The organism is Desulfovibrio porci (assembly GCF_009696265.1).
GTDB lineage: Bacteria > Desulfobacterota > Desulfovibrionia > Desulfovibrionales > Desulfovibrionaceae > Desulfovibrio > Desulfovibrio porci.
This window is the reverse complement of the sequence record NZ_VUMH01000014.1, coordinates 1-25,775: the sequence shown is the minus strand read 5'-3', so window position 1 is coordinate 25,775 and position 25,775 is coordinate 1. Positions and strand designations below refer to the sequence as shown.

Annotated in this window: 24 protein-coding genes; 8 read left to right on the top strand and 16 right to left on the bottom strand. The window is 63.7% G+C overall.

Annotation, left to right across the window (positions count from 1 at the left end; genetic code table 11):
* Window positions 1-4: 4 nt before the first annotated feature.
* The 5 genes from FYJ44_RS12195 to FYJ44_RS12175 form a co-directional block, all read right to left on the bottom strand.
* Entirely contained in the window at window positions 5-1,051 is a 1,047-nt protein-coding gene (locus tag FYJ44_RS12195; RefSeq protein WP_154512538.1) for a DHH family phosphoesterase, read from the bottom strand.
* A gap of 34 nt (window positions 1,052-1,085) precedes the next feature.
* Complete coding sequence (cbiR, locus tag FYJ44_RS12190; RefSeq protein ID WP_288230113.1) at window positions 1,086-1,883, bottom strand: cobamide remodeling phosphodiesterase CbiR; 798 nt, start codon at window positions 1,881-1,883, stop codon at window positions 1,086-1,088.
* On the bottom strand, window positions 1,880-2,758 hold the full coding sequence (locus FYJ44_RS12185) for a sulfotransferase family protein (RefSeq protein ID WP_154512536.1): 879 nt from the start codon (window positions 2,756-2,758) through the stop codon (window positions 1,880-1,882). The genes cbiR and FYJ44_RS12185 overlap by 4 nt, the downstream gene beginning before the upstream one ends.
* Before the next feature lie 8 nt (window positions 2,759-2,766).
* On the bottom strand, window positions 2,767-5,682 hold the full coding sequence (locus FYJ44_RS12180) for an insulinase family protein (RefSeq protein ID WP_154512534.1): 2,916 nt from the start codon (window positions 5,680-5,682) through the stop codon (window positions 2,767-2,769).
* A 120-nt stretch (window positions 5,683-5,802) separates the two neighbouring features.
* A complete protein-coding gene (locus FYJ44_RS12175) occupies window positions 5,803-6,147 on the bottom strand; it encodes a hypothetical protein (protein ID WP_154512532.1) in 345 nt (114 codons plus the stop codon).
* A gap of 485 nt (window positions 6,148-6,632) precedes the next feature.
* Between FYJ44_RS12175 and rpsB the strand changes: the two genes are divergently transcribed.
* The 3 genes from rpsB to FYJ44_RS12160 all read left to right on the top strand — a co-directional run bounded on the left by rpsB (window position 6,633) and on the right by FYJ44_RS12160 (window position 10,245).
* A complete protein-coding gene (gene rpsB / locus FYJ44_RS12170; RefSeq protein WP_154512531.1) occupies window positions 6,633-7,427 on the top strand; it encodes a 30S ribosomal protein S2 in 795 nt (264 codons plus the stop codon).
* Between the two features lie 235 nt (window positions 7,428-7,662).
* Complete coding sequence (tsf, locus tag FYJ44_RS12165) at window positions 7,663-8,520, top strand: translation elongation factor Ts (protein ID WP_154512529.1); 858 nt, start codon at window positions 7,663-7,665, stop codon at window positions 8,518-8,520.
* A 138-nt stretch (window positions 8,521-8,658) separates the two neighbouring features.
* The gene (locus FYJ44_RS12160) at window positions 8,659-10,245 is read left to right on the top strand and encodes a TerC family protein (protein WP_154512527.1); all 1,587 of its coding nucleotides are present in this window, start codon (window positions 8,659-8,661) and stop codon (window positions 10,243-10,245) included.
* Between the two features lie 5 nt (window positions 10,246-10,250).
* On the opposite strand, the gene FYJ44_RS12155 is transcribed toward FYJ44_RS12160, so the two are convergent.
* The gene (locus tag FYJ44_RS12155; protein ID WP_154512525.1) at window positions 10,251-11,471 is read right to left on the bottom strand and encodes a bifunctional nucleoside/nucleotide kinase/histidine phosphatase family protein; all 1,221 of its coding nucleotides are present in this window, start codon (window positions 11,469-11,471) and stop codon (window positions 10,251-10,253) included.
* A gap of 75 nt (window positions 11,472-11,546) precedes the next feature.
* Here FYJ44_RS12155 and FYJ44_RS12150 point away from each other — a divergent pair, with 75 nt between their 5' ends.
* Window positions 11,547-12,239, top strand: a complete 693-nt coding sequence (locus FYJ44_RS12150) for an aspartate/glutamate racemase family protein (protein ID WP_154512523.1) — start codon at window positions 11,547-11,549, stop codon at window positions 12,237-12,239.
* Between the two features lie 83 nt (window positions 12,240-12,322).
* Here the strand turns inward: FYJ44_RS12150 and tyrS are convergent, their stop codons facing one another.
* The 8 genes from tyrS to hisI form a co-directional block, all read right to left on the bottom strand.
* Window positions 12,323-13,519 carry a tyrosine--tRNA ligase gene (gene tyrS / locus FYJ44_RS12145; protein ID WP_154512521.1) on the bottom strand — a complete coding sequence of 399 codons (1,197 nt, stop codon included), beginning with the start codon at window positions 13,517-13,519 and terminating at the stop codon, window positions 12,323-12,325.
* Between the two features lie 260 nt (window positions 13,520-13,779).
* Window positions 13,780-14,028: a hypothetical protein gene (locus FYJ44_RS12140; protein ID WP_154512519.1), complete on the bottom strand. Its 249-nt coding sequence runs from the start codon at window positions 14,026-14,028 to the stop codon at window positions 13,780-13,782.
* A 555-nt stretch (window positions 14,029-14,583) separates the two neighbouring features.
* A complete protein-coding gene (locus FYJ44_RS12135; protein ID WP_229772690.1) occupies window positions 14,584-15,429 on the bottom strand; it encodes an SCAN domain-containing protein 2 in 846 nt (281 codons plus the stop codon).
* 152 nt (window positions 15,430-15,581) lie between these two features.
* Window positions 15,582-16,310, bottom strand: a complete 729-nt coding sequence (locus tag FYJ44_RS12130) for a hypothetical protein (protein ID WP_154512517.1) — start codon at window positions 16,308-16,310, stop codon at window positions 15,582-15,584.
* A 2-nt stretch (window positions 16,311-16,312) separates the two neighbouring features.
* A complete protein-coding gene (locus FYJ44_RS12125; protein WP_154512515.1) occupies window positions 16,313-17,578 on the bottom strand; it encodes a sulfite exporter TauE/SafE family protein in 1,266 nt (421 codons plus the stop codon).
* Between the two features lie 349 nt (window positions 17,579-17,927).
* Window positions 17,928-18,701: a YkgJ family cysteine cluster protein gene (locus FYJ44_RS12120; RefSeq protein ID WP_154512513.1), complete on the bottom strand. Its 774-nt coding sequence runs from the start codon at window positions 18,699-18,701 to the stop codon at window positions 17,928-17,930.
* Between the two features lie 181 nt (window positions 18,702-18,882).
* The gene (hisG, locus tag FYJ44_RS12115; RefSeq protein ID WP_154512511.1) at window positions 18,883-19,776 is read right to left on the bottom strand and encodes an ATP phosphoribosyltransferase; all 894 of its coding nucleotides are present in this window, start codon (window positions 19,774-19,776) and stop codon (window positions 18,883-18,885) included.
* On the bottom strand, window positions 19,773-20,204 hold the full coding sequence (gene hisI, locus FYJ44_RS12110) for a phosphoribosyl-AMP cyclohydrolase (protein WP_154512509.1): 432 nt from the start codon (window positions 20,202-20,204) through the stop codon (window positions 19,773-19,775). The genes hisG and hisI overlap by 4 nt, the downstream gene beginning before the upstream one ends.
* A 223-nt stretch (window positions 20,205-20,427) precedes the next feature.
* On the opposite strand from hisI, the gene FYJ44_RS12105 reads away from it, so the two are divergent.
* The 4 genes from FYJ44_RS12105 to FYJ44_RS12090 all read left to right on the top strand — a co-directional run bounded on the left by FYJ44_RS12105 (window position 20,428) and on the right by FYJ44_RS12090 (window position 24,461).
* Entirely contained in the window at window positions 20,428-22,050 is a 1,623-nt protein-coding gene (locus FYJ44_RS12105; RefSeq protein WP_154512507.1) for a DEAD/DEAH box helicase, read from the top strand.
* Between the two features lie 11 nt (window positions 22,051-22,061).
* Window positions 22,062-22,535 carry a hypothetical protein gene (locus FYJ44_RS12100; protein ID WP_154512505.1) on the top strand — a complete coding sequence of 158 codons (474 nt, stop codon included), beginning with the start codon at window positions 22,062-22,064 and terminating at the stop codon, window positions 22,533-22,535.
* A 167-nt stretch (window positions 22,536-22,702) separates the two neighbouring features.
* Window positions 22,703-23,629 (top strand): bifunctional riboflavin kinase/FAD synthetase, encoded by a 927-nt coding sequence (locus FYJ44_RS12095; RefSeq protein WP_154512503.1) that lies wholly within the window; start codon window positions 22,703-22,705, stop codon window positions 23,627-23,629.
* 16 nt (window positions 23,630-23,645) lie between these two features.
* A complete protein-coding gene (locus FYJ44_RS12090; RefSeq protein ID WP_154512501.1) occupies window positions 23,646-24,461 on the top strand; it encodes a histidinol-phosphatase in 816 nt (271 codons plus the stop codon).
* A 277-nt stretch (window positions 24,462-24,738) separates the two neighbouring features.
* On the opposite strand, the gene FYJ44_RS12085 is transcribed toward FYJ44_RS12090, so the two are convergent.
* On the bottom strand, window positions 24,739-25,629 hold the full coding sequence (locus FYJ44_RS12085) for an ATP-binding protein (protein ID WP_195841027.1): 891 nt from the start codon (window positions 25,627-25,629) through the stop codon (window positions 24,739-24,741).
* 40 nt (window positions 25,630-25,669) lie between these two features.
* A partial coding sequence (locus FYJ44_RS12080) for an integrase core domain-containing protein (protein WP_154508122.1) occupies window positions 25,670-25,775 on the bottom strand: 106 nt, incomplete at its 5' end.

Here is a 25,775-nt window from a genome sequence, read left to right as displayed (position 1 = left end):
GCGGTCAGGCTTTGGCGGCGAACTGGGCCGGTTCCGGGGCCGGAGCCGGGGGCTGGGGCTTGGGACGCAGCTTGCGGGTCTGCAGGCGTTGCTGTACGAAATCGGCGGGTTTGACGCCCTCGGGCACGGCGGAAAGCGGAAATTCCGCCCGGCCCAGATTGCGGTGCCCTCCGGCGGTGCCCACGTCGTAAAAGCAGGCGTCGGCCAGACGGCCGATGTCCCGCCCGCCGTCGCCCCGGAAGATCACGATCACGGTTTTGTCCACAATGCCGCTGACCGCGATCCATTTCAGGCCGTGCACTCTGGTGAAAAAGTCGGCTATGGCCACCAGCAGGTCCGCGCTGTTGATCTCGTTGAGCGTGGCGTGGGCGCCGCCGCCCCGGCAATCGGTGAGCGTGCGGAAGGCGCGCGAAAAGAGCGGCAGCCAGGCGCGCAGATATTCGCTGCGGATGATCCGGCGCAGCAGGCCGGTGTCCGCATGATGGGAGAGCCACTGGTAGGCGCGCAGGTCGTCCTCGCCGCCGGAGCGCTCAAAGGCCGCCGTATCCGTGCGGATGCCGTAGAGCAGGGCCGTGGCCAGGCGCGGGCTGGGGCGCACGCGCAGGGCCTGGAGAAAGCGGGTCATCATGGTGCTGGTGGCCCCGACGCCGGGCCGGATGTCGCAGAAAATCGCGGGGCCGACCGCGCCCGTGAGGTCCGTCAGCGGGTGGTGGTCGATGATCAGGTCATAGGACAGGCCCGCGAAGGCCTTGTTGTGCGCCGGCTGGGAGTCCACCATGCCGAAGCGGTTGAACTGTCCCGCCTTTTCCGGCTGCCAGGGCTTGGCCGGGATGCGCAGGTAACGGATCATGGCCAGATTGTCCGGCCGGGTCACTTCGTTGATGCGCATGATGTCCACGCTGTGCACCTTGTGCAGCATGAGCCGTTTGAGCGCCATGGCCGAGGCCAGGGCGTCCGGGTCGGCGTTGATCATAACGCACCAGCGGTCGTCCTTGTCCAGATTCTGCCGCCATTGCTTGAAACCGGCGATATATTCGGCATTGGCCGGCATGGCCTCTCCTTCTCCCTTGCCCCGTCGGGGCGGATTACGTCTGTGCGTCGGCGGTGCGGGCCAGCGCCGCCAGCACAGGCAGCGAGGCCGCCACGCCCGGCCAGTGAAAAATTTCCGCCAGATGCACGGCCGCTCGCGGCAGCCGGGCCATGATGGCGGCCGCCGTGCGGCGTTGCGGCGCGGTGAACTTTGTCAGCGGAAGGTGTTCATCCCGCCTGCCGGGCGCGCTCCAGTGAACCAGGGCCGCCGTTTCCGGCAGCCCGGAATCCAGAAGACGGTTCTGAGCGTAGCCCAGGAGATGCCCTACGTCCAGACAGAGCCCCAGTCCATGGTCGGATAAAAAGTTTTTTCCCAACTCCAGCACGTCGCTGGAATCCACGTTTTCCAGCAGCAGAGGCACAGAACTGCGCGCCTGCCAGCGGGCCGCGAAGGCGCGCAGCAGGGCGCGCTTGCGGGCCGCGGAGCCCTCGGGCGGATGCAGCACGGCCAGGCCCGGACTCAGGCAGGCCGCCCTGGCGCAGACCGCCAGGGCCAGATCCGCCGCCGCTTCGGCTTGGACCCTTGCCGTAGCGCCCGTGCCGGACGGCCAGGGCAGATCCACGGGCAGATGGACGTGGCAGCGCAACGGCAAGCCAGCCAGATCCGGCGAGATGTCCTTTTCGTCGTATTCCAGGCAGGCCCGGGCCTCGAAAAAGCAGAGGGCCGCTTCATCCACCCTGCCGCTGAGAAAGCGCATGTTTTCGGCCACTGTGCCGGGCAGCACAAAGGAGGGCGCGGCCAGACGGCCCGCCAGCGGATGGATGGATGGTTCGCTGGCCGCGATGCCGCTCACGGCCGGACTCCGGACGGAGACGCATGCGCCATGGCCGCCGCCTCGCGCCGCAGGTTCGCGGTCAGGCGGGCCAGACGCGGGCTGTCCAGCAGCCGCCCGTCGGCTTCGTCCGCCGCCGGGCGCAGGGCCGCGTGCAGGCGCGTGGCCAGAGCGGCCCAGGGGGCGTTCCGCTTTTCTCCGTCGCTCTCGGCGTCCGTCGGCTTGTGGTGGCGGAGTTTTGGATCCAGGAAGTCGTCCGCGAACACGGCCAGTTCCGTCGCGTCCACCGGCAGGCCCAGAAAGTGCCCCAGACGGCGCAACTGGCGTCCTGGTTCGCGCAGCAGAAGGTCATAGTCCGCCAGCAGGCGCGGCAGGCCCGCGCTGCCTTCCAGAATGTCCAGCATGTGCGCGAGCCAGAGCATGTGGCCGGTTTCCGGGTCCAGTCGGTCCCGCTGCCGGAGAGAATGAGCCACGCTGTCCGGATGGCGCAGGCTGATTACGCAGTGCGCGCGCAGGCCCGAGGCGGTCAGCACGGGCCGCCAGAAGGGCAGCAGGCGACTCATGCGCGGGTCCTTGAGCCCCAGAACCGCTTGTCCGGCGCTTTTCTCGCGCAGCAGATCCAGGGCCGCCACGCCCGGAGGACCGGCGGCCAGAGTGTGCAGCACCTTCGCATCCGGGGCTTCCGGACTCTGCCATGTCAGGTTCAGCCGGGTCAGCAGGGCCTTGTTGAAGGTATAGAGCCCGGCGTCTTCGAAAAAGCCCTTGGGGTTGCAGGGGTGCGCGGGCAACAGATCGTCGCCCAGCGCGATCCCCAGAACCCGCAGGCCCCTGGCTAGGGCGCTGGTGCCGCTGCGGTGCATGCCCAGCACCAGCACAAGACGGCCGGGGGCGTTCATGCTCTTTCCTACAGCAGGCGTTGCGCGGCCCAGCCGTGGGCTTGCGCCGCTTCTTCGGTTTTGGGGCCGCCCAGCACGCAGATGGCCCCCTGCCGCGCGGCTTCGGCCAGCACCTCCGCGAACTGCGTGAAATGCCGTTCCGTGGTGCCCAGGATTTCCTCGCGCATTTGCTGGCGGATTTCGTCCGTGTCTCCGGTCAGCCAGCGCGCCAGGGATTGGGAGCCTTTGGCGTCGGGCAGCAGATAGCTGTCCAGATCGCCCACCGCGCCCACAATGGCCTGGGTCAGCTGGGCCTTGTCCGGCTTGAAGCCGCGCAGGAAATCGGCCATGCCGTCGTAGGCGGCCAGGGTCTGGTCCACATTGGGGTCGCGGTAAGAGGCGCAGACCAGGGTGCCGCCCAGACGGTCCAGCATGCAGAAGGCTCCGTAAGCCCCGCCGCGCACACGCACCTGCTCCCACAGATAGCCCATGCGCAGATAGCGCAGGATCACGCTGGCCGAGCCGTGGTAGACATAGCCCTGATCATAGATATTGGCGGCCTTGCCCACGTAGTTGATCTGGGCCGGGGCCACAAAAGCCTCGGCCTCGGGCAGGTCGCGCATGGGCGGGATTTCCCGGTTTTCGCGGGCGTTGGCGGGTCGCTGCGGCAGGGCCGCCAGCAGGGCGCGGGCCTTGTCCTGAGCCAGGGCCAGACCCCCGGCCTCGGCCGTGCAGTCGAAGACCGCGCCGGAGCTTGCCACGATCAGGCCGCGCAATTCCTCCAGATCGGCCAGCAGGGTTTCCGGTTCCGCGTCCAGCTGTTCCAGCAGGCCGCGCACCGAGGCCAGATAGCTCAGGCCGCCGGTGCGCTCGGCCAGAGCGCCCGCGCCGGTGAAGCGGGCGCGCAGCCGCGTGCTCACCGCCGTATGTCCGGCGGCCTGCAGGCCATGCTCCAGGCGGGCCTTGCCCTCCAGCAGCATCTGTTTGAGGCGCTCGCGGGCCACAGCCGGGTCGCGCAGGGGTTCCAGCAGAATTTCCTGAAAGATGTCGAAAAGGTCCGGAATCTTGTCATAAACCGCTTTGCCCGCCAGGCTCAGGTAGCTGATGGTGCGCCGCTGTTCCCTGGTGGTGCCCAGCAGGGTGTCGGCCCCCACGCCGCCGGTCTTGGCCGCCATGTGCGCGCCCAGTTCCGTGAAGTCGCGCCGTGCCGTGCCCAGTTCGGTGAGGGAGCGGGCGAAGAGCGGCAGCAGGGGCGTCAGGCGTTCGGGCAGGCCTTCCAGGGGCAGGAGCAGGGTGGCATAGGCAATGCCCTGGGTGGGCAACTCGTGGCTCAGGCAGACTTCCGGCAAGCGCGACTCGGAGCGCGGAATGGGCGCGTTGCGGAGGGGCAGGTCTTGCAGACCCAGCGCCGGGATACTGGCCAGGGCTTCCGGGCTGTCCGGCGCGGTCTGGGCCTCCTGCAGGCGACGGGTTTCCTCCACCAGGGCCGCGCGCTGTTCCGGCCCGGCCTCGGCCTGGGCGGCGGCCAGAAGGGCGGCCTCGGCCTCGTCGCGGACCTTGCCCAGATTCGCGTCCGGCAGCAGGACCACTGTGGCCCGGTGCCCGTTGTCCAGGAACCACCGGCGGATGGCCTGCTCAAAAACCTTTTCGCCTCTGGCCAGACGGTCCTTGATGTCTTTGAGCGGAGCTTCCCAGGCCAGCGGGGCCAGGGGGTCGCCGTCGTACAGCCAGGTGGACAGGGCCTGGATCATGGCCGCCAGCCCGCGCGGGAAGCGGCCGGAATTGTTCTCGCGGTAGGCGAATTCCACGCTGTTCACCGCCGCTTCCACAGCCGCCGGGTCAATGCCTTCCTCAGCCAGTTGGGCCAGCACGTCGAAAATCAGCAGTTCGGCCTTCTGCACGTCGCCGGGGGCCACGCCCTTGAGGCCCGTGGAATAGTACATCTGGCGCAGGTCCGTCTCCAGCCCGCAGCCCGTGGTGTCCTCGCCCAGGCCGGAGCCGATCAGGGCCTTGCGCAGCGGCGAGCCGGGCAGGCCTTCCAGAATGTGCTCCAGCATTTCCATGAGCAGGGCCTGGCTCACGTCGCCGCGCTCGCCCAGCAGCCAGTTGACCGTGAACAGGGCGCGTTTTTCGCCTTCGGCCGCCGCATAGGGCACTTCGATGAGGCGCGGCACGTCCCGGCGCGGCTGCAGGGGCACGGCGGAATCCGCGGGCCGGGCCGCGTAGCCTTGCAGGGCAATGTCCAGCAGGCGCAGACGCTCGTCCTCCGGGTCGTCGCCCCAGAAGAAGAAGCGCGCGTTGCTCGGATGGTAGTAGCGGCTGTGAAAATCGTGAAAGGCCTGATAGGTCAGGTCCGGGATGCGTTCCGGGTTGCCGCCGGAGTCCAGGCTGTACAGCGTGTCCGGGAACAGAGCCTGCTGGCTCTGCTCGGCCAGCACGGAGTCCGGCGAGGAGTACACGCCTTTCATCTCATTGTAGACCACCCCCTTGTAGGTCCAGGGGCTGTCGGCGCTTTCGGCCTCGATGTGCCAGCCTTCCTGGCGGAAGATGTCCTCGCTGATGCGCGGGTGGAAGACCGCGTCGATATAGACGTCGATGAGATTGTAAAAGTCGCGCAGATTGGCGCTGGCCACCGGATAGCAGGTTTTGTCCGGAAAGGTGAAGGCGTTGAGAAAGGTTTGCAGGGAACCCTTGAGCAGCTCCACGAAAGGCTCCTTGACAGGATACTTGTCCGAGCCGCAGAGCACCGAATGTTCCAGGATGTGGGCCACGCCCGTGGAATCCGTGGGCGGCGTGCGGAAGCTCACGCCGAAGCATTTGTTTTCGTCCGCGTTGGTCACGGAGAGCAGTTGCGCGCCCGTGGCCCTGTGCCGCCAGAGGCGGGCCGTGCCGCCCACTTCCGCCATGTCCCGTTCCGTGAGCAGGGTGAAGCCGTGTTTGTCCATGTATGGGTATCCTTGTGCTTGAGTTCGTTGTCGGGGCCGGAAACCGGCAAGCACACTATAGGGATGGAACACGGCTTTGAAAAGGGGCCCGGTCGCCCATGCCGGCTATTGTTGAAGCATTTATATATGCGCCCGGACCACACGGACGGGTTCCCCCGGCATGGCGGTGAATTCTTCCACAAATTCCGGCGTGAGCGGTCCCATATTCCAGAATTCAAAGCCTATCCGGCTGAATTCCCACAACGGGTCAAGCCTGTAGTTCCGGATGTCGGACGCCGCGCCGCACAACGGGCATTTTACAGGCGGAAAACCGTCCGCCTCATACCAGTCGCTCACCATATCATAAAAGTATCTCTCGACATCCTTTCCGCAGGCCGGGCAATGCGCGCTTTCCAGCCCGCCTTCCAGATTGGTGAAAACGCCTTTGCCGTCATGCTTCTGCACGCCGAAGCCATAAGTAGACAAGCCCCTGTCCGTGCCGCCCGCCATATGCAGGGAACCGGACGGCGTAAAACGGCATCCGCCCCCTTCGGTGAAAACGCAGTCGCTTTTTCCCCTTTCAATTCAGCCGTTTTCCTGCATCCAGCCGACCATACGCTTTTCCATGGCGGCCTGTTCCGCCGGGTCTATGCCAGCGCGCTCGGGAACCAGGGTGATGTAGCTGTCGCCCATAAAAGCCTCCTGTGCGCTGTTGTGGAGCGAAGCTGATCATAATGGGCTTTTTCCTGGTTGTCAGCCGGGCCCGGCGGGGGATTTGCCGCCCGCTGTGGACCGCGCGGGCATACTCTTGCCATATTTCCGGCTTTGGGCTATAGAGGCCGTTCCATTACGCACACTCCGGCGGTTCTCGGGGTGCCCGTTCCGCGGACGCGCGTCGCGTCCGGCCCACGGCGGGTGAAGAGAATCACACAAACCGGAGTGGAGGAAACAAAACCCATTGGAGGATCACAATGGCTTACGTCAGCATGAAGCAGATGCTGGAAACCGGGGTGCACTTCGGGCACCAGACCCGGCGCTGGAACCCCAAAATGCGCCCCTACATCTTCGGCGCGCGCAACGGCATCCATATCATTGACCTGCAGCAGACCGTGAAGCTCTTCCGCGTGGCCTACGACAAGGTTGTGGACACCGTGGCCAAGGGCGGCAAGGTGCTCTTCATCGGCACCAAGCGCCAGGCGCAGGAAGCCGTGGCCACCGAAGCCGGCCGCGCCAACCAGTTCCATGTGACCAACCGCTGGATGGGCGGCACCCTGACCAACTTCGTGACCATCCAGAAAAGCGTGGACCGCCTCAAGAAGCTGGAAGCCATGTTTGGCGACGGCACCATCAACCGCTACCAGAAAAAGGAAATCCTGCTGCTGGAGCGCGAGATGAAGAAGCTGGAGGAAACCCTGGGCGGCATCAAGAACATGGACCGCCTGCCGCAGCTGGCCTTCATCATCGACCCCAACCGCGAAGACATCGCGGTGAAGGAATGCCGCAAGCTGGGCATTCCCATCGTGGCCGTCACGGACACCAACTGCGATCCGGACCTCATCGACTACATCATTCCCGGCAATGACGATGCCATCCGCGCCATCAAGCTTTTTGTGGCCGCTTTCTCCGAAGCCTGCCAGGAAGGCGAGGCCATGGGCAAGGACCACAAGGACGCCGCCAACGCCGAAGAGGCCATGCAGAAGGCCGCAGCCGCTGAAAGCGCTCCGGAAGCCGCCGCGCCCGCGCAGGAAGCCGCTCCCGCCGAATAACGTGCCTGTCGCATACGTACTTTGGGGGCAGCGCGGCTTTTTCTGAGATCCGCGCTGCCCGTTTTGAATAAGGAGCAAAGCCGGCAAGCGGCTTTGCAGAGTCGAAGCCGCGACGCGGTAGCGGCTTCTCCCCGCCAGTGCTCGCTACGCTGCGCGCTGTCGGGCGGCTCGGTTTACTCGCCGCCTTATTTTTTTGTGAAACTCCGGCGCATTGGCCGGACATCTGGAGACGACAATGGCAATCAGCGCTCAAATGGTTAAAGAACTGCGCGAAAAAACCGGCGCGGGCATGATGGACTGCAAAAAGGCTCTGGTGGAAGTGAACGGCGACCTGGAAAAGGCCGTTGACTGGCTGCGCCAGAAGGGCATGGCCAAGGCCGCCAAGAAATCCGGCCGCGCCACCTGCGAGGGCGTGGTCACCGCGGTGACCAGCCCCGACGGCAAGCACGTGGCCATGGCTTCGCTGATGTGCGAAACCGACTTCGTGGCCCGTGGCGACCAGTTCCAGGCCATGGCCGCCCGCGTGGCCCAGGCCGTGCTGGAACACAACCCGGCTGATCCCACCGCTCTGGACGGCGTGGTGGGCGACGAGGTCAAGCAGCTCATCGCCTCGGTGGGCGAAAACATGCAGTTGGGCAAGTTCGCGCGCCACACCCGCCAGTCCGACAACGAGGTTATCGGCCAGTACATCCACGCCAACGGCAAGATCGGCGTGCTGGTCTTCCTGACCTGCGGCAAGACCGAGAGCGTAAACGCGCCCGAGGTCAAGGAGCTGGCCAAGAATCTGGCCATGCAGGTGGCCGCCGCCAGCCCCATGGCTCTGGACGCGGGCAGCCTTGATCAGGCCGCCGTGGAACGCGAACGCGAAGTCTACCGCCAGAAGGCCCTGGAAGAAGGCAAGCCCGCCCAGATCGTGGACAAGATCGCCGACGGCGCGGTGAAGAAGTTCCAGAAGGAAGTCTGCCTGCTGGAACAGCCCTACATCCGCGACGACAAAAAGAGCGTCAGCGACATCGTGCGCGAAGCGGGCAAGGCCGTGGGCGACACCATCACGGTGACGGGCTTCACGCGCATTCAGCTGGCTGCGGAGTAAGCATGCCGTCAGGCCCAGGCGCGCGCCGGACGGCGCGTATGCACAACAGTATCCATTTTTGATTGAACCTGAAGGGGGCTCCGGCCCCCTTTTTTTGTTTTCCGGGCCGCACGGCCCGCGACAGGCAGTGGAAAGACTATGTGGGATTTTTCGTGGGTCACGGAACTTTCGGCCTGGGCCGGTCTGGGCACGCTGGTGCTTCTGGAGGTGGTGCTGGGGGTGGACAACCTGGTGTTCATCTCCATTCTGGTGGGGCGGCTTCCCGCCGAACAGAAGCGTCAGGCCTTTTTTACCGGCCTCGGGCTGGCGCTGTTCATGCGTCTGGTCCTGCTGGCGGCCATAGCCTGGATCATCGGCCTGACCGAGCCGCTGTTCAGCCTGGGCGGCCGCGTTTTTTCCGCGCGGGATCTGATTCTGATGGGCGGCGGCGTCTTCCTGCTCTTCAAGGGAACCCTGGAACTGCACGAGCGCCTGGAAGGCCATCTGGCCGCTCCCGCGGATGCGGGGCGGCATGCGGGCTTCTGGCGGGTGATCGCCCAGATCATTGCCCTGGACGCGGTTTTTTCCCTGGATTCCATCATCACTTCCGTGGGCATGGTGGACCATGTCTCGATCATGATGCTGGCCGTGGCGGCGGCCATGCTGGTCATGGCCGTAGCCGCCGCGCCGCTGCTCGCCTTTGTGGAGCGGCATCCCTCGGTCATCGTGCTCTGTCTGGGTTTCCTGCTGATGATCGGCCTGAGCCTGCTCACCGACGGTCTGGGATATCATATTCCCAAGGGCTATCTGTACGCGGCCATTATTTTCGCCGTGCTGGTGGAGGCGGCCAACCAGTGGGCCTTGCGCAACCGGCGCAAGCGCATCAGCATGCGCGACATGCGCGAATCCACGGCCCGCGTGGTGCTGGGCCTGCTGGGCGGGCGCTCCGGCCACGGCGATGCCCAGCTTGACGCGGCGGCTCTGGCCGGAGAGGACGGCGACGCGCTGTTCGCTCCGGAAGAGCGGGACATGGTGGCCCGCGTCATCCGCCTCAGCGGGCGCACGGCCCGTTTTATCATGATCCCGCGCCAGCGCGTGAACTGGCTGGACAGCCGGGCCGACCGCGAGACGGTTTACCGCTTCGCGGCCTCATCCTCGCTGCCCTGGCTGCCGGTGCTGCGCCGTGAGACGGATGACGTGCTGGGCGTGGTGCGCGCCGGCGAACTGCTGCTGCCCGCTCCGGCCTCTTCCGGCGCGTCGCCGGGCGCGCGCTGGAAACTGACGGACTACATCCGCCCCGCGCCCACCATTTTCGAGCACACCGCCCTGGCGGACATTCTGGACGATTTTCGCGCGCATCCCGCGCCGCTTTCCTTTGTGCGCGACGAGTACGGCAGCGTGGTGGGGCTGATCACGCCCGCCGAACTGCTCAGCGTGCTGGCCGGGCAGGTGGGCGACCTGCCCGCCGGACCCGAGTTCTGCCGCCAGCCGGACGGCAGCTGGCGGCTGCCGGGGCGGCTGTCCGTGGACGCGGTCACGGCTTGGCTGGGCATCAGCCTGCCGCCGCGCTCCACCAGCGCCACTTTGGCCGGGCTGATTCTGGAGCGCCTGGGGCACATCCCGGTTGTGGGCGAGCGCCTGCGCCTTCAGGGCTGGGAGCTGGAAATCATTCGCATGGACCGCCAGCGCATTGACGAGGTGCGCGCCGTCAAGACGGTCCCGGTCGGAAAGGCAAAGCGGGCCTGACGCCCTCAGCTCTGGGCCGTCCGCTCGTAGGGGATGCGCTCGAAGACCTTGCGGCTCGGGGTCAGGGAGATGTGGTAGTACTGGTTCTGGGGGATGTGGATATAGGGCACGTCCTCGCTGCGCTGGCGCAGAAAGAGCGAGAGCAGCACGCGGTTGATGGCCTGATGGCCCACGATGAGCAGGGGCGCGTCCCCGGCCAGGAAGAGCGCGCGTCTGAGCCCGCGCTGCACCCGCTCGCGCAGGATGGCGTAGCTCTCGCCATTGGGATAGGCGTAACCGTATTTGTCCGCGTTGCGGCCCGCCGTGACCTCGGGCATGCGGCGGCGGATCTCCGAATAGAGCATGCCCTCGCAGTCCCCGGCCCAGATTTCGTCAAATTCCTTGAGGGCCATGACGTGCGCGCCGGGCCGCTCGGTGAGCAGCGGGGCCGCCGTCTCGTGCGAGCGGAAACGGGTGGAAGTGAACACCCAGTCGATGCGGTGGTCGCGCAGATGCCGGGCCAGGGCTTCGGCCTGGGAGCGGCCCAGGGCCGTGAGCGGGGGGTCGCCGCCGATGCGGCCCTGCACGTTGAACTCCGTCTGGCCGTGGCGGGCCAGGTACAGGCTGTGCACCCAGACGCTGACCACGATCTCGCGGATGGCCGGATAATAGGGCGAGCCCTCACAGGGCCGTTCATCCAGAATGCGGTTGGCTGTGGAGTCCACGCAGAGCCAGAATTTTTCGTCCCGCAGCGGGCTGTAGATGGACTCATAATAGCCGATGCGCTTCATGAAGCTGGCCAGGGCTTCTTCCTCGCTGTAGGCTGCGTATTCCGGCAAGGTGGTTTTGCGCCGGATGCAGGCGTTGAGCAGCAGCGGGTCTTCGTTGACGCACTCCACAAAGAGCACGGGATGGTCGCTGAGCGTCTTTTCCATCAGCGCGCGCCGTGCCGCGCTGGCGTTGGTGGCGTCCAGAATGGCCACCTCGCCCTCGCCGGCCAGCCAGGCGCGGGCCTGCTCCATATTGCGGCGGGCGATCAGCTCACGGGCCTCGCGGCCGAAGCTGTTGTCCGGATTGTAGAAATCCGGCTCCGTGGATTCCGCGCCCATCAGGGCCCGGCGCACGTCGCCGTTGTTGAAGATCTGCGCCCGGATGCCCTCGGCCAGCAGCCCCTGGCGGATGCGCCGCGCCAGCGTGGACTTGCCGCGCGCGGGGAGGCCCACCATCGCTACATATAACTTCCGCATATTCCCCTCCGCTGGGGATCATGGTAGGGGAAAAGCCCCGGAAACGGAAGACGCGGGAGAACGGAGGAGACGCGCATGAAGACCATCGGCCTGCTGGGCGGCATGAGCTGGGAAAGCACCGTCACATACTACCAGATCGTCAACAGCGTGGTGAAGGAGCGCCTGGGCGGCCTGCATTCGGCCCGCTGCCTGCTCTACAGCGTGGACTTCCAGGAAATCGAGGCCTGCCAGTCCGCCGGAGACTGGGACAAAAGCGCGCGCCTGCTGGGCGTGGCGGCGCGGGCGCTGGAAAAGGGCGGCGCGGATTTCTTCGTCATCTGCACCAACACCATGCACAAGGTGGCCCCGCAGGTTCAGGCGGCCGTGTCCATTCCCCTGCTGCACATCGGGGACGTGACGGCGGCGGAAATTCTTGGGCGCGGTCTGCGCACCGTCGGCCTGCTGGGCACGCGCTACACCATGGAAGAGAATTTTTATTGCGGCAGGCTGCGGCAACAGGGCCTGGAGGTGCTCATTCCGGACGCGGCGGAACGCGCTCTGGTCAATGAGGTCATTTTTCAGGAGCTTTGCCTGGGCCAAATCCGCGCGGCATCCCGGAAAAAATTTCAGGCGGTCCTGGCCGGGCTGGCGCGGCGCGGCGCGGAGGGCGTCATTCTGGGCTGCACGGAAATCGGCATGTTGCTGCGCCCAGAGGACGCCGATCTGCCGCTTTTCGACACCACCCTGCTGCACGCCACCGCGGCCGCAAATCTGGCCCTGGCGGACTGAACCTGCGCGGGCCGTCACACATGACGGCACATAAAAAGGCGGCCTCTGAGGCCGCCTTTTTATGTGCGTATGACGCCGGAGCGTCAGTTCACTGTGAGCTTCAAAAAGCGTTTTTTGCCCAGCTTGATCACATAGTCTCCGGCGGGCAGGGGCGTCAGCGCGTCGTCGCAACGCTGTCCGTCCACCGAAAGCGCGCCTTCCTTGATCAGGCGTTTGGCCTCGCCCCGGCTTTTGACCAGCCCGGCGGCCTCCAGAAAGGCCGGGGGCGTGCTGTCCTCGCCGTTTTGGCAGGCCAGAGAGGGCGCGTCGGCGGGCACGCCGCCGTCAGCGAAGACGGCGTTGAAGCCCTGGCGGGCCGCATCGGCGTCTTTTTCACTGTGATAGCGGCTGACCATCTCGTGGGCCAGGGCTTCCTTGGCGGCCTTGGGGTGCACGCGGCCTTCGGCCACGTCCCGCTTCAGGGCCGCGATCTCTTCCAGGCTTCTGGCCGAAAGCAGTTCGTAATAACGCCACATCAGCTCGTCGGACACGGCCATGACCTTGCCGAAAATCTCCGTCGGCGGTTCGTCGATGCCGATGTAGTTGCCGTAGGATTTGGACATCTTGCGCACGCCGTCCGTGCCTTCCAGCAGGGGCATGGTCAGAATGCACTGGCTCTCCTGCCCGTAGTGGGCCTGGAGGTTGCGGCCCACCAGCAGGTTGAACTTCTGGTCCGTGCCGCCCATTTCCACATCGGCTTTCAGCGAAACCGAGTCAAAACCCTGGCAGAGCGGGTAGAGAAATTCGTGGATGGAGATGGGGCGCTGTTCGCGGAAGCGTTTTTCAAAATCGTCGCGCTCCATCATACGGGCCACGGTGTAGCTGGAGGCCAGCTTGATGAAGCCCGTGGCGTCCATCTTGCTCAGCCAGCGGGAGTTGAACTCCACCTGGGTTTTTTCAGGGTCCAGGATTTTGAAGACCTGTTTCTTGTAGGTTTCGGCGTTGGCCAGCACCTGCTCTTCCGTGAGCGGAGGGCGGGTTTCCGAACGGCCCGAAGGGTCGCCGATGCGGCCGGTGAAATCGCCGATCAGAAAAATGACCGTGTGCCCCAGCTCCTGGAAATGACGCATCTTGTGCATCACCACCGTATGGCCGAGGTGCAGGTCCGGAGCCGTGGGGTCAAAGCCCACCTTGACGCGCAGGGGCACGCCGCGCGCCAGCTTTTTGCGCAGTTCGCCCTCGTCGATCAGTTCAGCCACGCCGCGTTTGATGAGGGCCATCTGCCGGTCAATATCCATCATCGCCGTATCCTTCTTGCAAGCTGCGGTAAAAAATGCCGGGCGCGCCGCAATGCGGCGCGCAATAACGGAATCTGATACCCTTTTGGTCGCGGCGGTGTCAAATTTTCAGATATGACCGGCACCGAATGGTAAGATTCGCGACATTTTGTTCCCCGGCAAGGAAGGCGCTGTCTTTTGCGGAGGGAGGGTATTCCCTTCATACATGATCGGAGCAAAAAACAAGCCTGACGCCGCCGGGGGGGCAAAATGGCCGGATTTTACTAAAGGCCGAGAAGGGCAAACACCCGGCTCTGGCTCAATCCCCCGTGCACGGACAGGGCGCCCATATTGTCCTGGGCGATCATGTTCAGGGTGTCGTCCAGCACACCGTCCACCTCGTCGTCCTCCAACAGATGGGGGGCGCGAACGTCCACCGTATCCTGCACGGCGGCGGGGGTGGAACCGGAGTCGTCCTTGTCGGGCATGGTGAAAGCAAAGGGAAGAGAAGGGTTGATACCGGAAATTTCCATGACGTATCCTCCAGATATCCGCCGTGGCGGGTGGGGTCAAATTTTCCGTCCATACGGGCGGATGCTCTGAATTATGCAAATCCAGTGCCAGGAAGACCACAAGGAAGACGCGAGAAAGGCGGAAAAAGAGCGGTGTCCTACTGAGAGCTGCAACGGGAACGGTTTGTCTTTGAATTTGCAGCGATGCAAAAGCGGCGCTGCCCGCCGGTTGCGAAAAAACGTCGTTTTTCCTTGCTCCGCGGCGTATCGGTCAGCCCCAAAAGCCGCGGGCGGCGACAGCGGAGATGCTGACGCCCGCGCCTGAAAGCAAGACGCTTTCAACTGTTGACGCGCAAACCGGCATCACGGATAACCCGACGCGGCGGAGCGCATACCCGTCGCTGAATGAAGGGAGCGGATGTGGAATCTTCCGGAGCAGAGTAATGTTAAGAATGGACATTCTTAACGTGTAAAGACGCCCAGTTCGGCGCTTAACTGCGCAAATAAGTTACGCTTGCGCCTCCGTGGCTGGCGGATGCTCTCGCAGTCTTTAGAGCAATGTCAGAGTTAATTGCTCTAAAGACTGGCTGCCTGCTCCCGGTCCGTGTCGGGCATGTCGCGAATCATGCGGCGCAGGCGTTCCGAACCGGAAAATTCAATATCCGCCCAGTGCAGAACGGACTGGCTCTTGTCCCAGTCCAGTTCATAGAGAAAACGCATGCGCAGAGCCGAGCCCTGTTCTTGGTCACGGTAGGTGCCGACCTTCTTGCCCATGCAAATATGGGGCGGTTCGCCCTGGTCGGCGAATGAAGGGGAGAGAAAAAAGAGATACAGTTCGTGGGCCATCAGGGCCTTGCGGGTCAGATCCCCTTCCACGCCAAGACAGGCGCCGCCGGCCGAGATGTTGATCAGGCTCGGCCGCACGTCGGCGTGCGTCTTGTAATAGGCTTTGATCTCGGCGCTCAAAGCCTGCCGATTGACGGGCAGATCGGAAACCACCAGCAGGCCGAGCAGATTGGTGCACTCCGGTTTCCAGTCCACGCGTTTGTCCTTGCGCAACCGGCGGGCCACATACTTGCGGGAGAGGCGCAGCAGCATCTTCCGCGGTACGCCGTCTTTATCCGTATGGGTTTCCAGAATGGTGCCCCGGCCGGAATAGCCCATTCTTTCCACCGCGCCGGAAGGCGTGTCCTGAGTAAGGCTGAAAAAGAATTCACAGGCCGGGGCCGCGGATTTGTTTTTACCGGGCAGTGGTTCGCATTTGCTGATTTCAAATTGCGCGACGCTGCCAGAGACGTCCACGAGCCGGCCGGTAAAGGTGACGTCGGTTGCCGCGCCGGTCAGACGCATGTGGCAACTGAGCTTGAAACACGCTCCCTGGCGCCGGACCTCCTGGAAGGCTTCAAAGCTGTTGGCCGCCATAAGCTGTATGTTTCAGTGTCCTGAGTGTTCATGCCTGCTCCGAATCCTTCCCTCTATCTATTAATGATATGCGGCGGCACGGCTTCCGTCAATAAAAGCGGCCGCAATGGCAAAGCATTGCGGCCGACAAAAAGCGGAGCAGACAGAACTCGTTAACTTTCCTGCTTGACCTTGGATTTGGTCATGGCCAGACCGATACCCTCGAAAAGTTCGAAGATGGAGAAGCCGTACCAGAGGGTGTAAAGCACATAGAAGAGCAGCATGCCGCTCATCAGCCAGACATGCTCGGAAACCTTGGCCGGGGTCACGCTGTAGAAGTTGTTGCCCGGTTCCACGGCGCGGCGCAGAACCTGATCCACCACCTGGGCCTCGCCGAACAGGCGCTGCTTCTGGAGTTCCTTGATGCTGGGCGACAGCAGATACCACCAGGCGGCCGCGACCTTGAGGGCCGGTTCGCCGTCGTACTTCCGGGTCACGGCGTCGGCATTGTTGTGGTACAGCGCGTCCGCGTCGTCCGTGGCGGAGGTCAGAATCATGCCCAGATCGCCCTTGAAGCTCACCTTGCCGCCGTCGGCCACGGCCTCAACGCCGGACTTTTGCAGCAGGGCCACGGCCAGGGGGGCCAGAGCGGCTTTTTTCAGGGTCACCGTCACCTGAACCTGCTTGCCGTCCACCTTTTTGACGCTTTCACGCACGCCGGGGATGAAATAGGACGAACCCTTGGAAAGTTCGTTGAAGACATTGTCCGCGTATTGCAGGCCGGTCATATGATTGCCGTTTTCGTCACGCATGATGGGCGTGAGCAGCACGCCGAACAGCACAAGGAACGAAATCAGCAGCAGACTGCCCCGGATAAAGGGGGCTTTTTCATGGATAAGCATTATCAGGCCTCCCCTCTGAGTTTGCCGAGGTTAAGGAAGAATTTGCTGAAGACCCAGATGCCGAAGAAGGCTACCACGACCCAGAAAACCACGTTGCCCACTTCTTCGATGATGTTCACCACCCCCGGCGACCAGTGGAGCACCTCCATCTCCACAAGCTTCTTGGGCAGGGTGGCCGCGCGGTTGATGAAACCGGCAATGATCGAAATGGCGTAAAAGCCGCGGATGTGGATGCCCTTGACCACTTTGGTGGTCAGCGCGCCGATCTGGATGCCCAGCAGAGAGCCCAGCAGCATGCCGATGGCCAGGGTATAGAACACATAGCCGTAAATGGCGTACTGGCCCACGGCGGCGAAACCCGCGGTGAAGATGATCTGGAGAATGTCCGTGCCCACCGTGGTCATGGAGGACACGCCGAAAATATAAACGAACATGGGGAAGGTCACAAAGCCGCCGCCCACGCCCATGATGGCGGCCAGCAGGCCCACCACCACGCCGCCGGCGGCCACGATCCAGCCTGAGATCCGCCGCCCGCCGGGCACCAGATCTTCGTCGAAGGTGATCATGGGCGGCACGGTGAGGCTCTGCATCCTGACCGAAAGGCTGGTCAGACCGGCGCTGCCGCCGTGGGCGTCCTGGCTGGCCGCGCCTTTGGCGCCGCGCGAGGCCCGCAGAAAATCAAACAGGGCGTAGAAGCCCAGAAAGCCCAGCAGCACGGCGTAAATGGTGCTGATGAACAGCTCAGAGAGCAGGGGGTCGGCGTTATACAGGCCCTTGTTGATGGCGCCGCCGATAAAAGTGCCCACAATGGAACCCACCAGAAAGGCGATGGCCAGCTTGGCCGAGACATTGCCCAGCTTTTTGTGCACCGTGGTGCCCATGATGGCCTTGGCGAAAATATGGAAGAGGTCCGTGCCCACGGCCAGAATGCCCTTGACGCCCACGGCCATCAGGGCCGGGGTGATGATGAAGCCGCCGCCCGCGCCGATACAGCCGGTGATCAGACCGGCGGCCAAGCCCACGGCGATGGAGGCCAGAAAGATGGTGGTGGTGTAGAATGCCGGAGCATAGGCGGTTTTACCGCCCAGCATTTCATGGTATTCGTAGGCTTCGGCCAGGCAGCCGGCCAGGATGGGCACGGCCAGCGCCAGCAGAAGGAGCAGTTTTTTGCGGTTTCTGAGGATCGAGGTCGAAACCTCCAGATCCCATTTGGCATACGCCTGTGAACCGCTCAGTAAAAAGTCATACACTTGCCTGCCAAAACTCATACGCTCCTCCCGTGCGATTGCGGCCGGTGGGCGGCCGGGAATGTGGGCACAGCTAAACAGGGCCGTGCGGAACGAAAAAAACAGCGTTGCCCCAGGCGTGCGTTTTTAGGTGTGCTCATGCAATAACATTCTGTAATAATTAATAAAAATGCATAAATAAACAGCATGAACCTGTCCGCACAACTTACGATTAGCAGGTTTTTCCTGTTTTGTAAAAGAAATTTATCACGAGCATGGCAAGGAAAATGGCGATCCTCCGGGGCGCGCCAAGGTCGAGCGATACAAAAAACCGCCGGGCTAAAGGCCTGGCGGTTTTTCATACAAGTCCGGTTCGGCGGGGAACGGGCCGTTATTTTCTGGTCAGCCCCTGGCTTTTTCCGAAGATCACCAGTTCCATCCAATCCAGTCCGAAATCCAGCGCAGCCGTGTCTCCAGCCGGGCTGTCCTCCATGACGGCGGCCTGGCGCGCGGCGTCGGCGTCTACATGTTCAAAAATGCGCATATGGGTGATGAGCTCGCGGAATTTGTCCAACTGGTAGAGGCAGAGCACGCTCATGGTCACCAGCCGCGCATCCAGCGGTTTGCCCGTGGCCCGCACCATGGCCATGAGCCGCATGTAGCGGTCATTGGCCGCGTTGTAGTCCACAAGATCCTGATCCGCGAACCACTGGCGGGGCGTACGCGCCGTGCCTTGGTCAAAGCCGTGGCAATGGTCTTCGCGCACCACGAAAAAGCGTTCGGACACGCCGTCCTCGGCCATCTTGGTGCCGCGCCCCAGCGGATAGCAGCGACAGGCGCCGGGACGGTCTTCATAGACCGAGCAGCCCGCCGGGCCCACGAAGGGACAGGGTTCGCCGGGGCCTTGCAGCATGCGCAGCATGGGCAGGGGAAAGCCCGTGTCCGGGAAGGAACGCATGGTGGCGAAGGTGCTCAGAAATTCCTCGCTGCCGATGCCCAGATGGCGGCGCAGGCGCGCCACGTCGTAGGGGGTGAGCGGCAGGGTCAGTTCCGCGCAGCAACGGTTGAAGCAGGGCACCTGGGGGTTGCAGTCAAAACAGAAAGTTTCGTCCGCCTTGAGCTCGGGCAGGTTTTCCAGAAATTCGCGGCTGTCGTCGATATCCATGCAATCTCCTTTGCGCGCGGCCCGGCGGCCCGGACGGCAATATAGATTTACTTTGAAATTGCGGCTGGTTTCAAAGCAGCGCCGCCTTCGGCCCAGAGCGGGAGCACGGTCCCGCTCTGGGCCGAAGGCGGCGGGCGTCAGCGTTTGCTGCCGCCAAGGGCTTTTTCACCATGAAAAAGCCCTAAATGACTTTGTTCAGGGCGTATTCGATGATGCCCTCGGCCCCGGCTTCGCGCAGGCGCGGGATGAGGTCGCGCACAATGCCGACCTCCACCACGGTTTCCACGGACAGCCAGCGCCCGTCGCGCAGGGGGGAGACCGTGGGCGAATTAAGCGAAGGCAGCATTTCCAGAATGGCGTCCAGATGGGCCGCCGGGGCGTTCATCTTGATGGCCACCAGATTTTCGGCGCGCAGCGCGCCCTGCAGCAGCAGGGTCAACTGCTCGATCTTGGCCCGTTTGCGCGGATCCCGCCAAGCGTCCCTGTTGGCGATGAGCACGGGATAGGAAACCATGACTTCGTCAATGATCTTGAGGCCGTGCGCGCGGATGGTGGTGCCGGTTTCGGTCACTTCCACAATGCCGTCGGCCAGTCCTTCCACCACCTTGGCCTCGGTGGCCCCCCAGGAGTAGAAGACGTCCACGTCCACGCCCTGCCGGGAAAAATAGCGGCGGGTCAGGCCTTCCAGTTCGGTGGCGATGCGTTTGCCCGCCAGATCGGCGGCGCAGGCATAGGGAGAATCCCCGGCCACGGCCAGCACCCAGCGGCAGGGCCGGTTGGACGTTTTGGAGTAGACCAGGTCCGCGATGCGTTCCACCTTGTCCTCGTGCCCGCGTTCGCTCAGCCAGTCCAGTCCGGTAATGCCCACGTCCAGCACGCCGGCTTCGATGTAGCCGCCGATTTCCTGCACGCGGCAGAGCGAAGCCGTGATTTCCGGGTCGTTGATGTCCGGAAAGTAATTGCGGGTATGCTTGCGGATTTTCCAGCCCGCGCGTTCGAAAAGATTGATGGTGGCTTCTTCCAGCGAGCCCTTGGGCACGCCCAGTTTGATGATCGGCTGCGTCTGCGCGCTCATGAGGATTTCCTTTCTCCGCCGTAAACTTTTTCGGGGTCAAAGACCTGGGGGGAGCAGACGGTCACGGCTCCGTCCTTCCATTCCCGGTAAAAGCAGGAGCGCCGCCCGCTGTGGCAGGCCGCGCCGCCCGCCTGCTCAACAAGCAGCAGTATGGTGTCGTTGTCGCAGTCCAGGCGCAGGGCGCGCACTTTCTGGACATGGCCGGACGTGCCGCCCTTGTGCCAGAGCTCGCGGCGGCTGCGGCTCCAGTAATGGGCCTCGCCGGTTTCCAGGGTTTTGCGCCAGGCGTCTTCATTCATATAGGCCAGCATGAGCACCTCGCCCGTGGCCTGATCCTGGGCGATGGCCGGTATCAGACCCTTGCTGAAGTCGGGGGCGAAATCTTGGGGAACGTCTTTTCCCGGTTGGCGGATCGGCTGACTGGACATGAAATTTCTCCTTGACGGCGGGCCGGAACAGGCTCTTCCCGCGCAGAGGGCTGAATTTATCCGCAATCGGCGGCGGTGGCAAGCCGCCCGGCCCGCCCCGGCGGGACAGTCGCTCCGGCCTGTTTCGCGCGGGCAAAACTTGCGGAAAAATAAGGTTTATGGCATAATTCCTTGTTAACAATATTTTAATTACTAAGGCGGTTTCATGCCGCCAGGATGACCCATGCCAGAAGAGATTTCTCCTACGATGATTCCCGGCGCGGACGCACCTGCCGCCGATGCGGCGGACCCCGCCACTCTCGCCCCGGAGGGGCTTTCCGTCAGCGAACCGGAAAACGCCCTGCCCAAAGTCGGCTTGGCCGACCTGCCGGAAGCCATGCGCTCGGCCTGTGTCCGCGCGGGCTGGCAGAGCCTGATGCCCGTGCAGTCCCTGGCCCTGCCCTATCTGCTGGAGGGGCGGGACATCATGGTTCAGTCGCGCACGGGCAGCGGCAAGACCGGCTGCTATCTGCTGCCCATGCTGCCCCGTCTGGACCCGGCGCTCAAAGCGCCGCAGGCGCTGGTGCTGGCCCCCACGCGCGAACTGGCCGTGCAGGTGGAGCGCGAGGCCGCCGTGATTTTCGCGGACACGGGCATTCAGACCGTGGCCGTGTACGGCGGCGTGGGCTACAAAAAGCAGATGGACGCCCTGCACGACGGCGCGCAGGTCATTGTGGGCACGCCGGGCCGCGTGCTGGATCACCTGCTGCGCCGCACGCTGGACCTCAAGGATCTGCGGGTGCTGGTTTTTGACGAGGCCGACCGCATGCTGTCCATCGGTTTTTATCCGGACATGAAGGAAGTGCAGCGCTATCTGCCCAGAAAGCGCATCCATACCTGCCTGTTCTCCGCCACCTATCCGCCGCACGTGCTCAAGCTGGCCGCCGAGTTCATGAGCGAGCCGTCCCTGCTTTCCCTTTCGCAGAAAGAGGTCCATGTAGCCGAAGTGCAGCACCTCTTCTGCGAGGTCAAGCCCATGGATAAGGACAGGGCACTGGTGCGCCTGCTGGAAACGGAAAATCCGGCCTCGGCCCTCATTTTCTGCAACACCAAGGCCAACGTGCATTATGTGACCGGCGTGCTTCAGGGCTTCGGCTACAGCGCGGACGAGCTTTCGGCGGATCTTTCGCAGAACCGGCGCGAAGCCGTGCTGGACAAAATCCGCAAGGGCCGCCTGCAATATCTGGTGGCCACGGACGTGGCCGCGCGGGGCATCGACATTCCGGCCCTGTCGCACGTTTTCCTGTACGAGCCGCCGGAAGATCATGAAAGCTATATCCACCGCGCCGGGCGCACCGGCCGCGCCGGGGCCGCGGGCACGGTCATTTCCCTGGTGGACGTGATGCAGCGCATGGAGCTGGAACGCATCGCCAAGCATTACAAAATCGCGCTGATGGAGCTGCCCCTGCCCACGGACGAAGACGTGGCCCAGGTGGCGGGCACGCGTCTGACCGCCATTCTGGAGGCGCGCTTCCGCACGCTCACCGGCCTGGAGCGCATGCGCGTGGCCCGCTACGCGGCCCTGGCGCGTGAACTTGCCCGGCAGAGCGAAGAGGACGACGACGTCCTGCTGCTGGGCATGCTGCTGGACGCCTGCCATCAGCAGAGCCTTCAGGAAAACCGTTTTCCGGACAACAGCCCGGCTGTCGCCGCGCGTCGGCATACGGAATCCCGTGGGCGCGAATCCGCCCCCGCCCGCCGCGAAGACGGCGACGGGGAGGCCCCCCGCTCCGGAAAACGCCGCCGCCGTTCGCCGCGCCGCCGCAAGGACGACAACGGCGGCGAAGGCGCGGGGGCGGAAAACTGAACAGATCGCCTATGCAAAACCTTGCGGAAGTTTTTGACGACGAAAGCGCCGTGAGCGAGGCCCTGGAGAATTTCGCGGCCCTGCTGGACGACGCGGACTTCACCGCCGAGCTGGAGCTGATGGGCATCGGCCGCATGCAGTTCATGCGCCGCCGCCAGATGCTGGTGGAGTGGCGCGGTCTGTATATGGCCCTCTGGCGTCTGGCCTTGGCCAGCTCCTTTCCGCAGGACGCGGAACGCATGTTCGCGACATTTCTGCGTTCCTACCACGCCGCGCATCCGGACAAGCTCGGCAGCCGGATCATGGAACGCGCCCAGGAGTACTGGGGCATGCTCCAGCCCAAGGGCGACGCGGACTTCAGCGATGTGGCCCGGCACCTGGGTTCCTTTTCCGTGCAGGATGAAAAGCAGGCCCGCAGCCTGACCCTCAGGCTGGTGCTGCATATCCGCAGGGCGTACAAGATCATTTTCGACAGACTGATTTGACTCCGCGCATCCTGGACTCTTTTTCCCCTGCCTGCGTCAGAGAGTTTTTTTATTCCTTGGCAGGGCACAAAATTTTTCATTAGGATGCACAGATTCAATCTGAACAGCACATTCCGCTTTGACCCTTTTGACCCCTCTTCCTCCAACGCTCGGAACTGACGCGATCTATGCAAATTGTACATTCCGTGGACGGCTTGGGCGCTCTGACGGGCGCGGGCGTCACCATCGGCAACTTCGACGGCGTGCATAAAGGCCATCAGGCCCTGATCCGTCGCACTCTGGATGTCTGCCGCCAGCGGGATCTGGCCTGCGTGCTGGTGACCTTCTGGCCGCACCCGCGTCTGGTCGTGAGCCCGCACAAAGCTCACGCCCCGCTGACCAGCCGCGAACGGCGGCTGGAACTGCTGGCCGGACTGGGCGTGGAGCACGTGCTGGAGCTGCCCTTCACCCCGGAACTGGCCTCCCTGACGCCCGAGGATTTTGTGCGCCGCTGTCTGCTGCCCATGCATCTGCGCCAATTGGTGGTGGGCTATGATTTCTCCCTGGGGCGGGGGCGCAGCGGCCATGCCGACGTGCTGCGGACCCTGGGCGCGGAATGGGGCTTTGAGGTTGAGCAGTTGCCGCCGGTCATTGTGGATGACGCGGTGGTCAGCTCCACCCGCCTGCGGGACCTGATCAACCGGGGCGACGTCTGGCAGGCGGCCCGTCTGCTGGGGCGCTGTTACGGTTTTTCCGGCGAAGTGGTGCACGGCGAGGGCCGCGGCGGCGGTCTGGGCTTTCCCACGGCCAATCTGCTGCCGCCGGAAACCCTGCTGCCCGCGGAAGGCGTGTACGCCGCCCGCGTGCGTCTGGACGAAACCTGGCATCAGGCCGTGACCAATGTGGGGCGCAAGCCCACCTTCGGCGGCCGGGACGTGACTGTGGAGAGCTTTTTGCTGGATACTTCGGCCAATCTCTACGGGCGGCGCGTGCGCCTGGAATTTGTGGCCCGGCTGCGCGGCGAGCGCCGTTTCGCCTCGGTGGAGGAACTCACCGGCCAGATCGGCGAGGACGTGGCCGAGGCGCGCAAAATTCTGTCCCGGACCGACGCCTGACACAAGGAAACGCGGCATGATTCTCGCGGACGTGCACAATCACACCCTTATTTCCCACGGCGAAGCCGATGTGGCGCAAATGTACGAGGCCGCGCGGGCCCGCGGGCTGCGCTGGTACGGCTTCTCCGAGCATTCGCCCCTGCCGCCCGGCTATGCCTGCCCCCTGTACCACGGCGATCTGGCCGGGGACTTTCCGGGCTATGTTGAGGACGTGTTGCGGTTAACATCGGCCGAATTCCCCCGCGTGCTGCTGGGCATGGAGCTGGACTGGATCCCCTCGCGCATGCCCTACATGCGGGAACTGGCCGCGCGCTGGTCCTTTGACTATGTGATCGGTGGCCTGCATTTTCTGGGCATGCTGGCCGTGGGTTCGCCCAAGAACTGGGGCCGGGGCGAGAGCGAGGAGGAGCGCTATGCGCGTTTCGCGGACTATTACCGGGAGATGACGGCCATGGTCCGCAGCGGCCTGATGAATATCGTGGCCCACCCGGACTTCATCAAGGTGCGTTGCTGGGAGAGTTTTCACGCCTGGCTGGACAGGCCCGGCAGCCTGGAGTTGATCCGCGAAACGTTGCTCGCCATGCGCGACGGCGGCGTGGCCCTGGAAGTCTCCTCGGCGGGCCTGCGCAAGGAATTCGCCGAACCCTATCCTGCCCCGGCAATCATGCGCTTGGCCGCCGAACTGGGGGTGAGCATCAGCTTCGGCTCGGACGCCCATGCCACGGCGGACGTGGCCTTCGGTTTCGATCAACTGGCGGCCTACGCCCGTTCTTTCGGCTACGCCCACAGCGTGGTGTTTCAGGCGCGGCAGCCTTTTAACCTGCCGTTTTAGCCTTGGCTTCGCAAACGCTGCCGGTAATCCCGTAAAGGGTTAAATGCTCTAACGCCGCGCGCGTGGATTCCGGGAAAAACGACGTTTTTCCCGGAATGGCAGCTTTAACATGGTGACATTTCAAAGCGAATCTGCTCTAGCGGCTCTTTCTAACTTAGGATTTTTGTGCTCTGCCCAGGAAGGCGAGTTCCGGGCGGAGGGGGTATATTCAAACCCGACCTTCGCACGAAGCGAGCCTGACGCAGGCAGAGGCGAAAAGGCAAGTTAGAAACAGCTCCTAGGACAGCCAGCGCCGCAGCGTCTCCCGCAGCAACCCCAGATCAATGGGTTTGGGCACGTGTCCGTTCATACCGGCGTTTCCGGCGGCATGGATGTCCTCGGCAAAGACATTGGCGCTCATGGCGATGATGGGCACGCCGCGGGCGTCCTCCCGCTCAAGGGCGCGAATGGCCCTGGCGGCGTCGAGGCCGTTCATGACCGGCATCTGGATATCCATGAAAATCAGATTGTAATGACCTTCTGGCGAGGCCTTGAAGCGCTCCAGGGCCTGCTGTCCGTTTTCGGCGCAATCAATGACCGCGCCTGTGGAACCAATCAGTTCCAGCGCGATCTCCATATTCAGGGCATTGTCTTCCACCAGCAGAACGCGCCTGCCGCTGAAATCTTCCGGTTCGGCGGGCGGCGTCGCGGTCGCGTCAACCGTCGGTGTCCCACTCCATGTCCCGGCCGCGCCGCGCCGGTCCCGCCGGCGGCAGAGGTCCAGTTCCACGGTAAAGCGGCTGCCCCGGTCCAGTTCGCTTTCAATGGCGATGCTGCCTTGCATCATCCGTGCCAGATTGCGCACAATGGGCATCCCCAGTCCCGTGCCCTGAATGCGGTTCACCCGTTCGTCGTCGGAGCGCGCGAAGGAGTCGAAAATCCGTTTCTGGAATTCCGGGCTCATGCCGAAACCGTTGTCTTCGACTACGATGACGATGCGGCTCATGGACGGATTGAGCGGCTGCGATTCGCTGATGGAAAGGCTGATGGAGCCCCCGTCCGGCGTGTATTTGACGGCGTTGGAAAGCAGGTTGAGCAGGATCTGCTGGATGCGATGCGTGTCGCCGATCAGGTCCGTGTGTTCGACGTCCACGCGCAGGTGGAATTCGTGCCGCCGGCTTTCCAGCATGGGCCGGATCAGATCTAGGTGTAGAGTGTCAACACGTTGTTCACCCTCCGCTCAGCCTTGAGGCTGGAGGTTTTCTGCCAAGAGCCGTATGCGGACGCACAAAGTTGTAGCGATGCGTCCAGACCGGCAAGTTCGCTGTTCTTTTC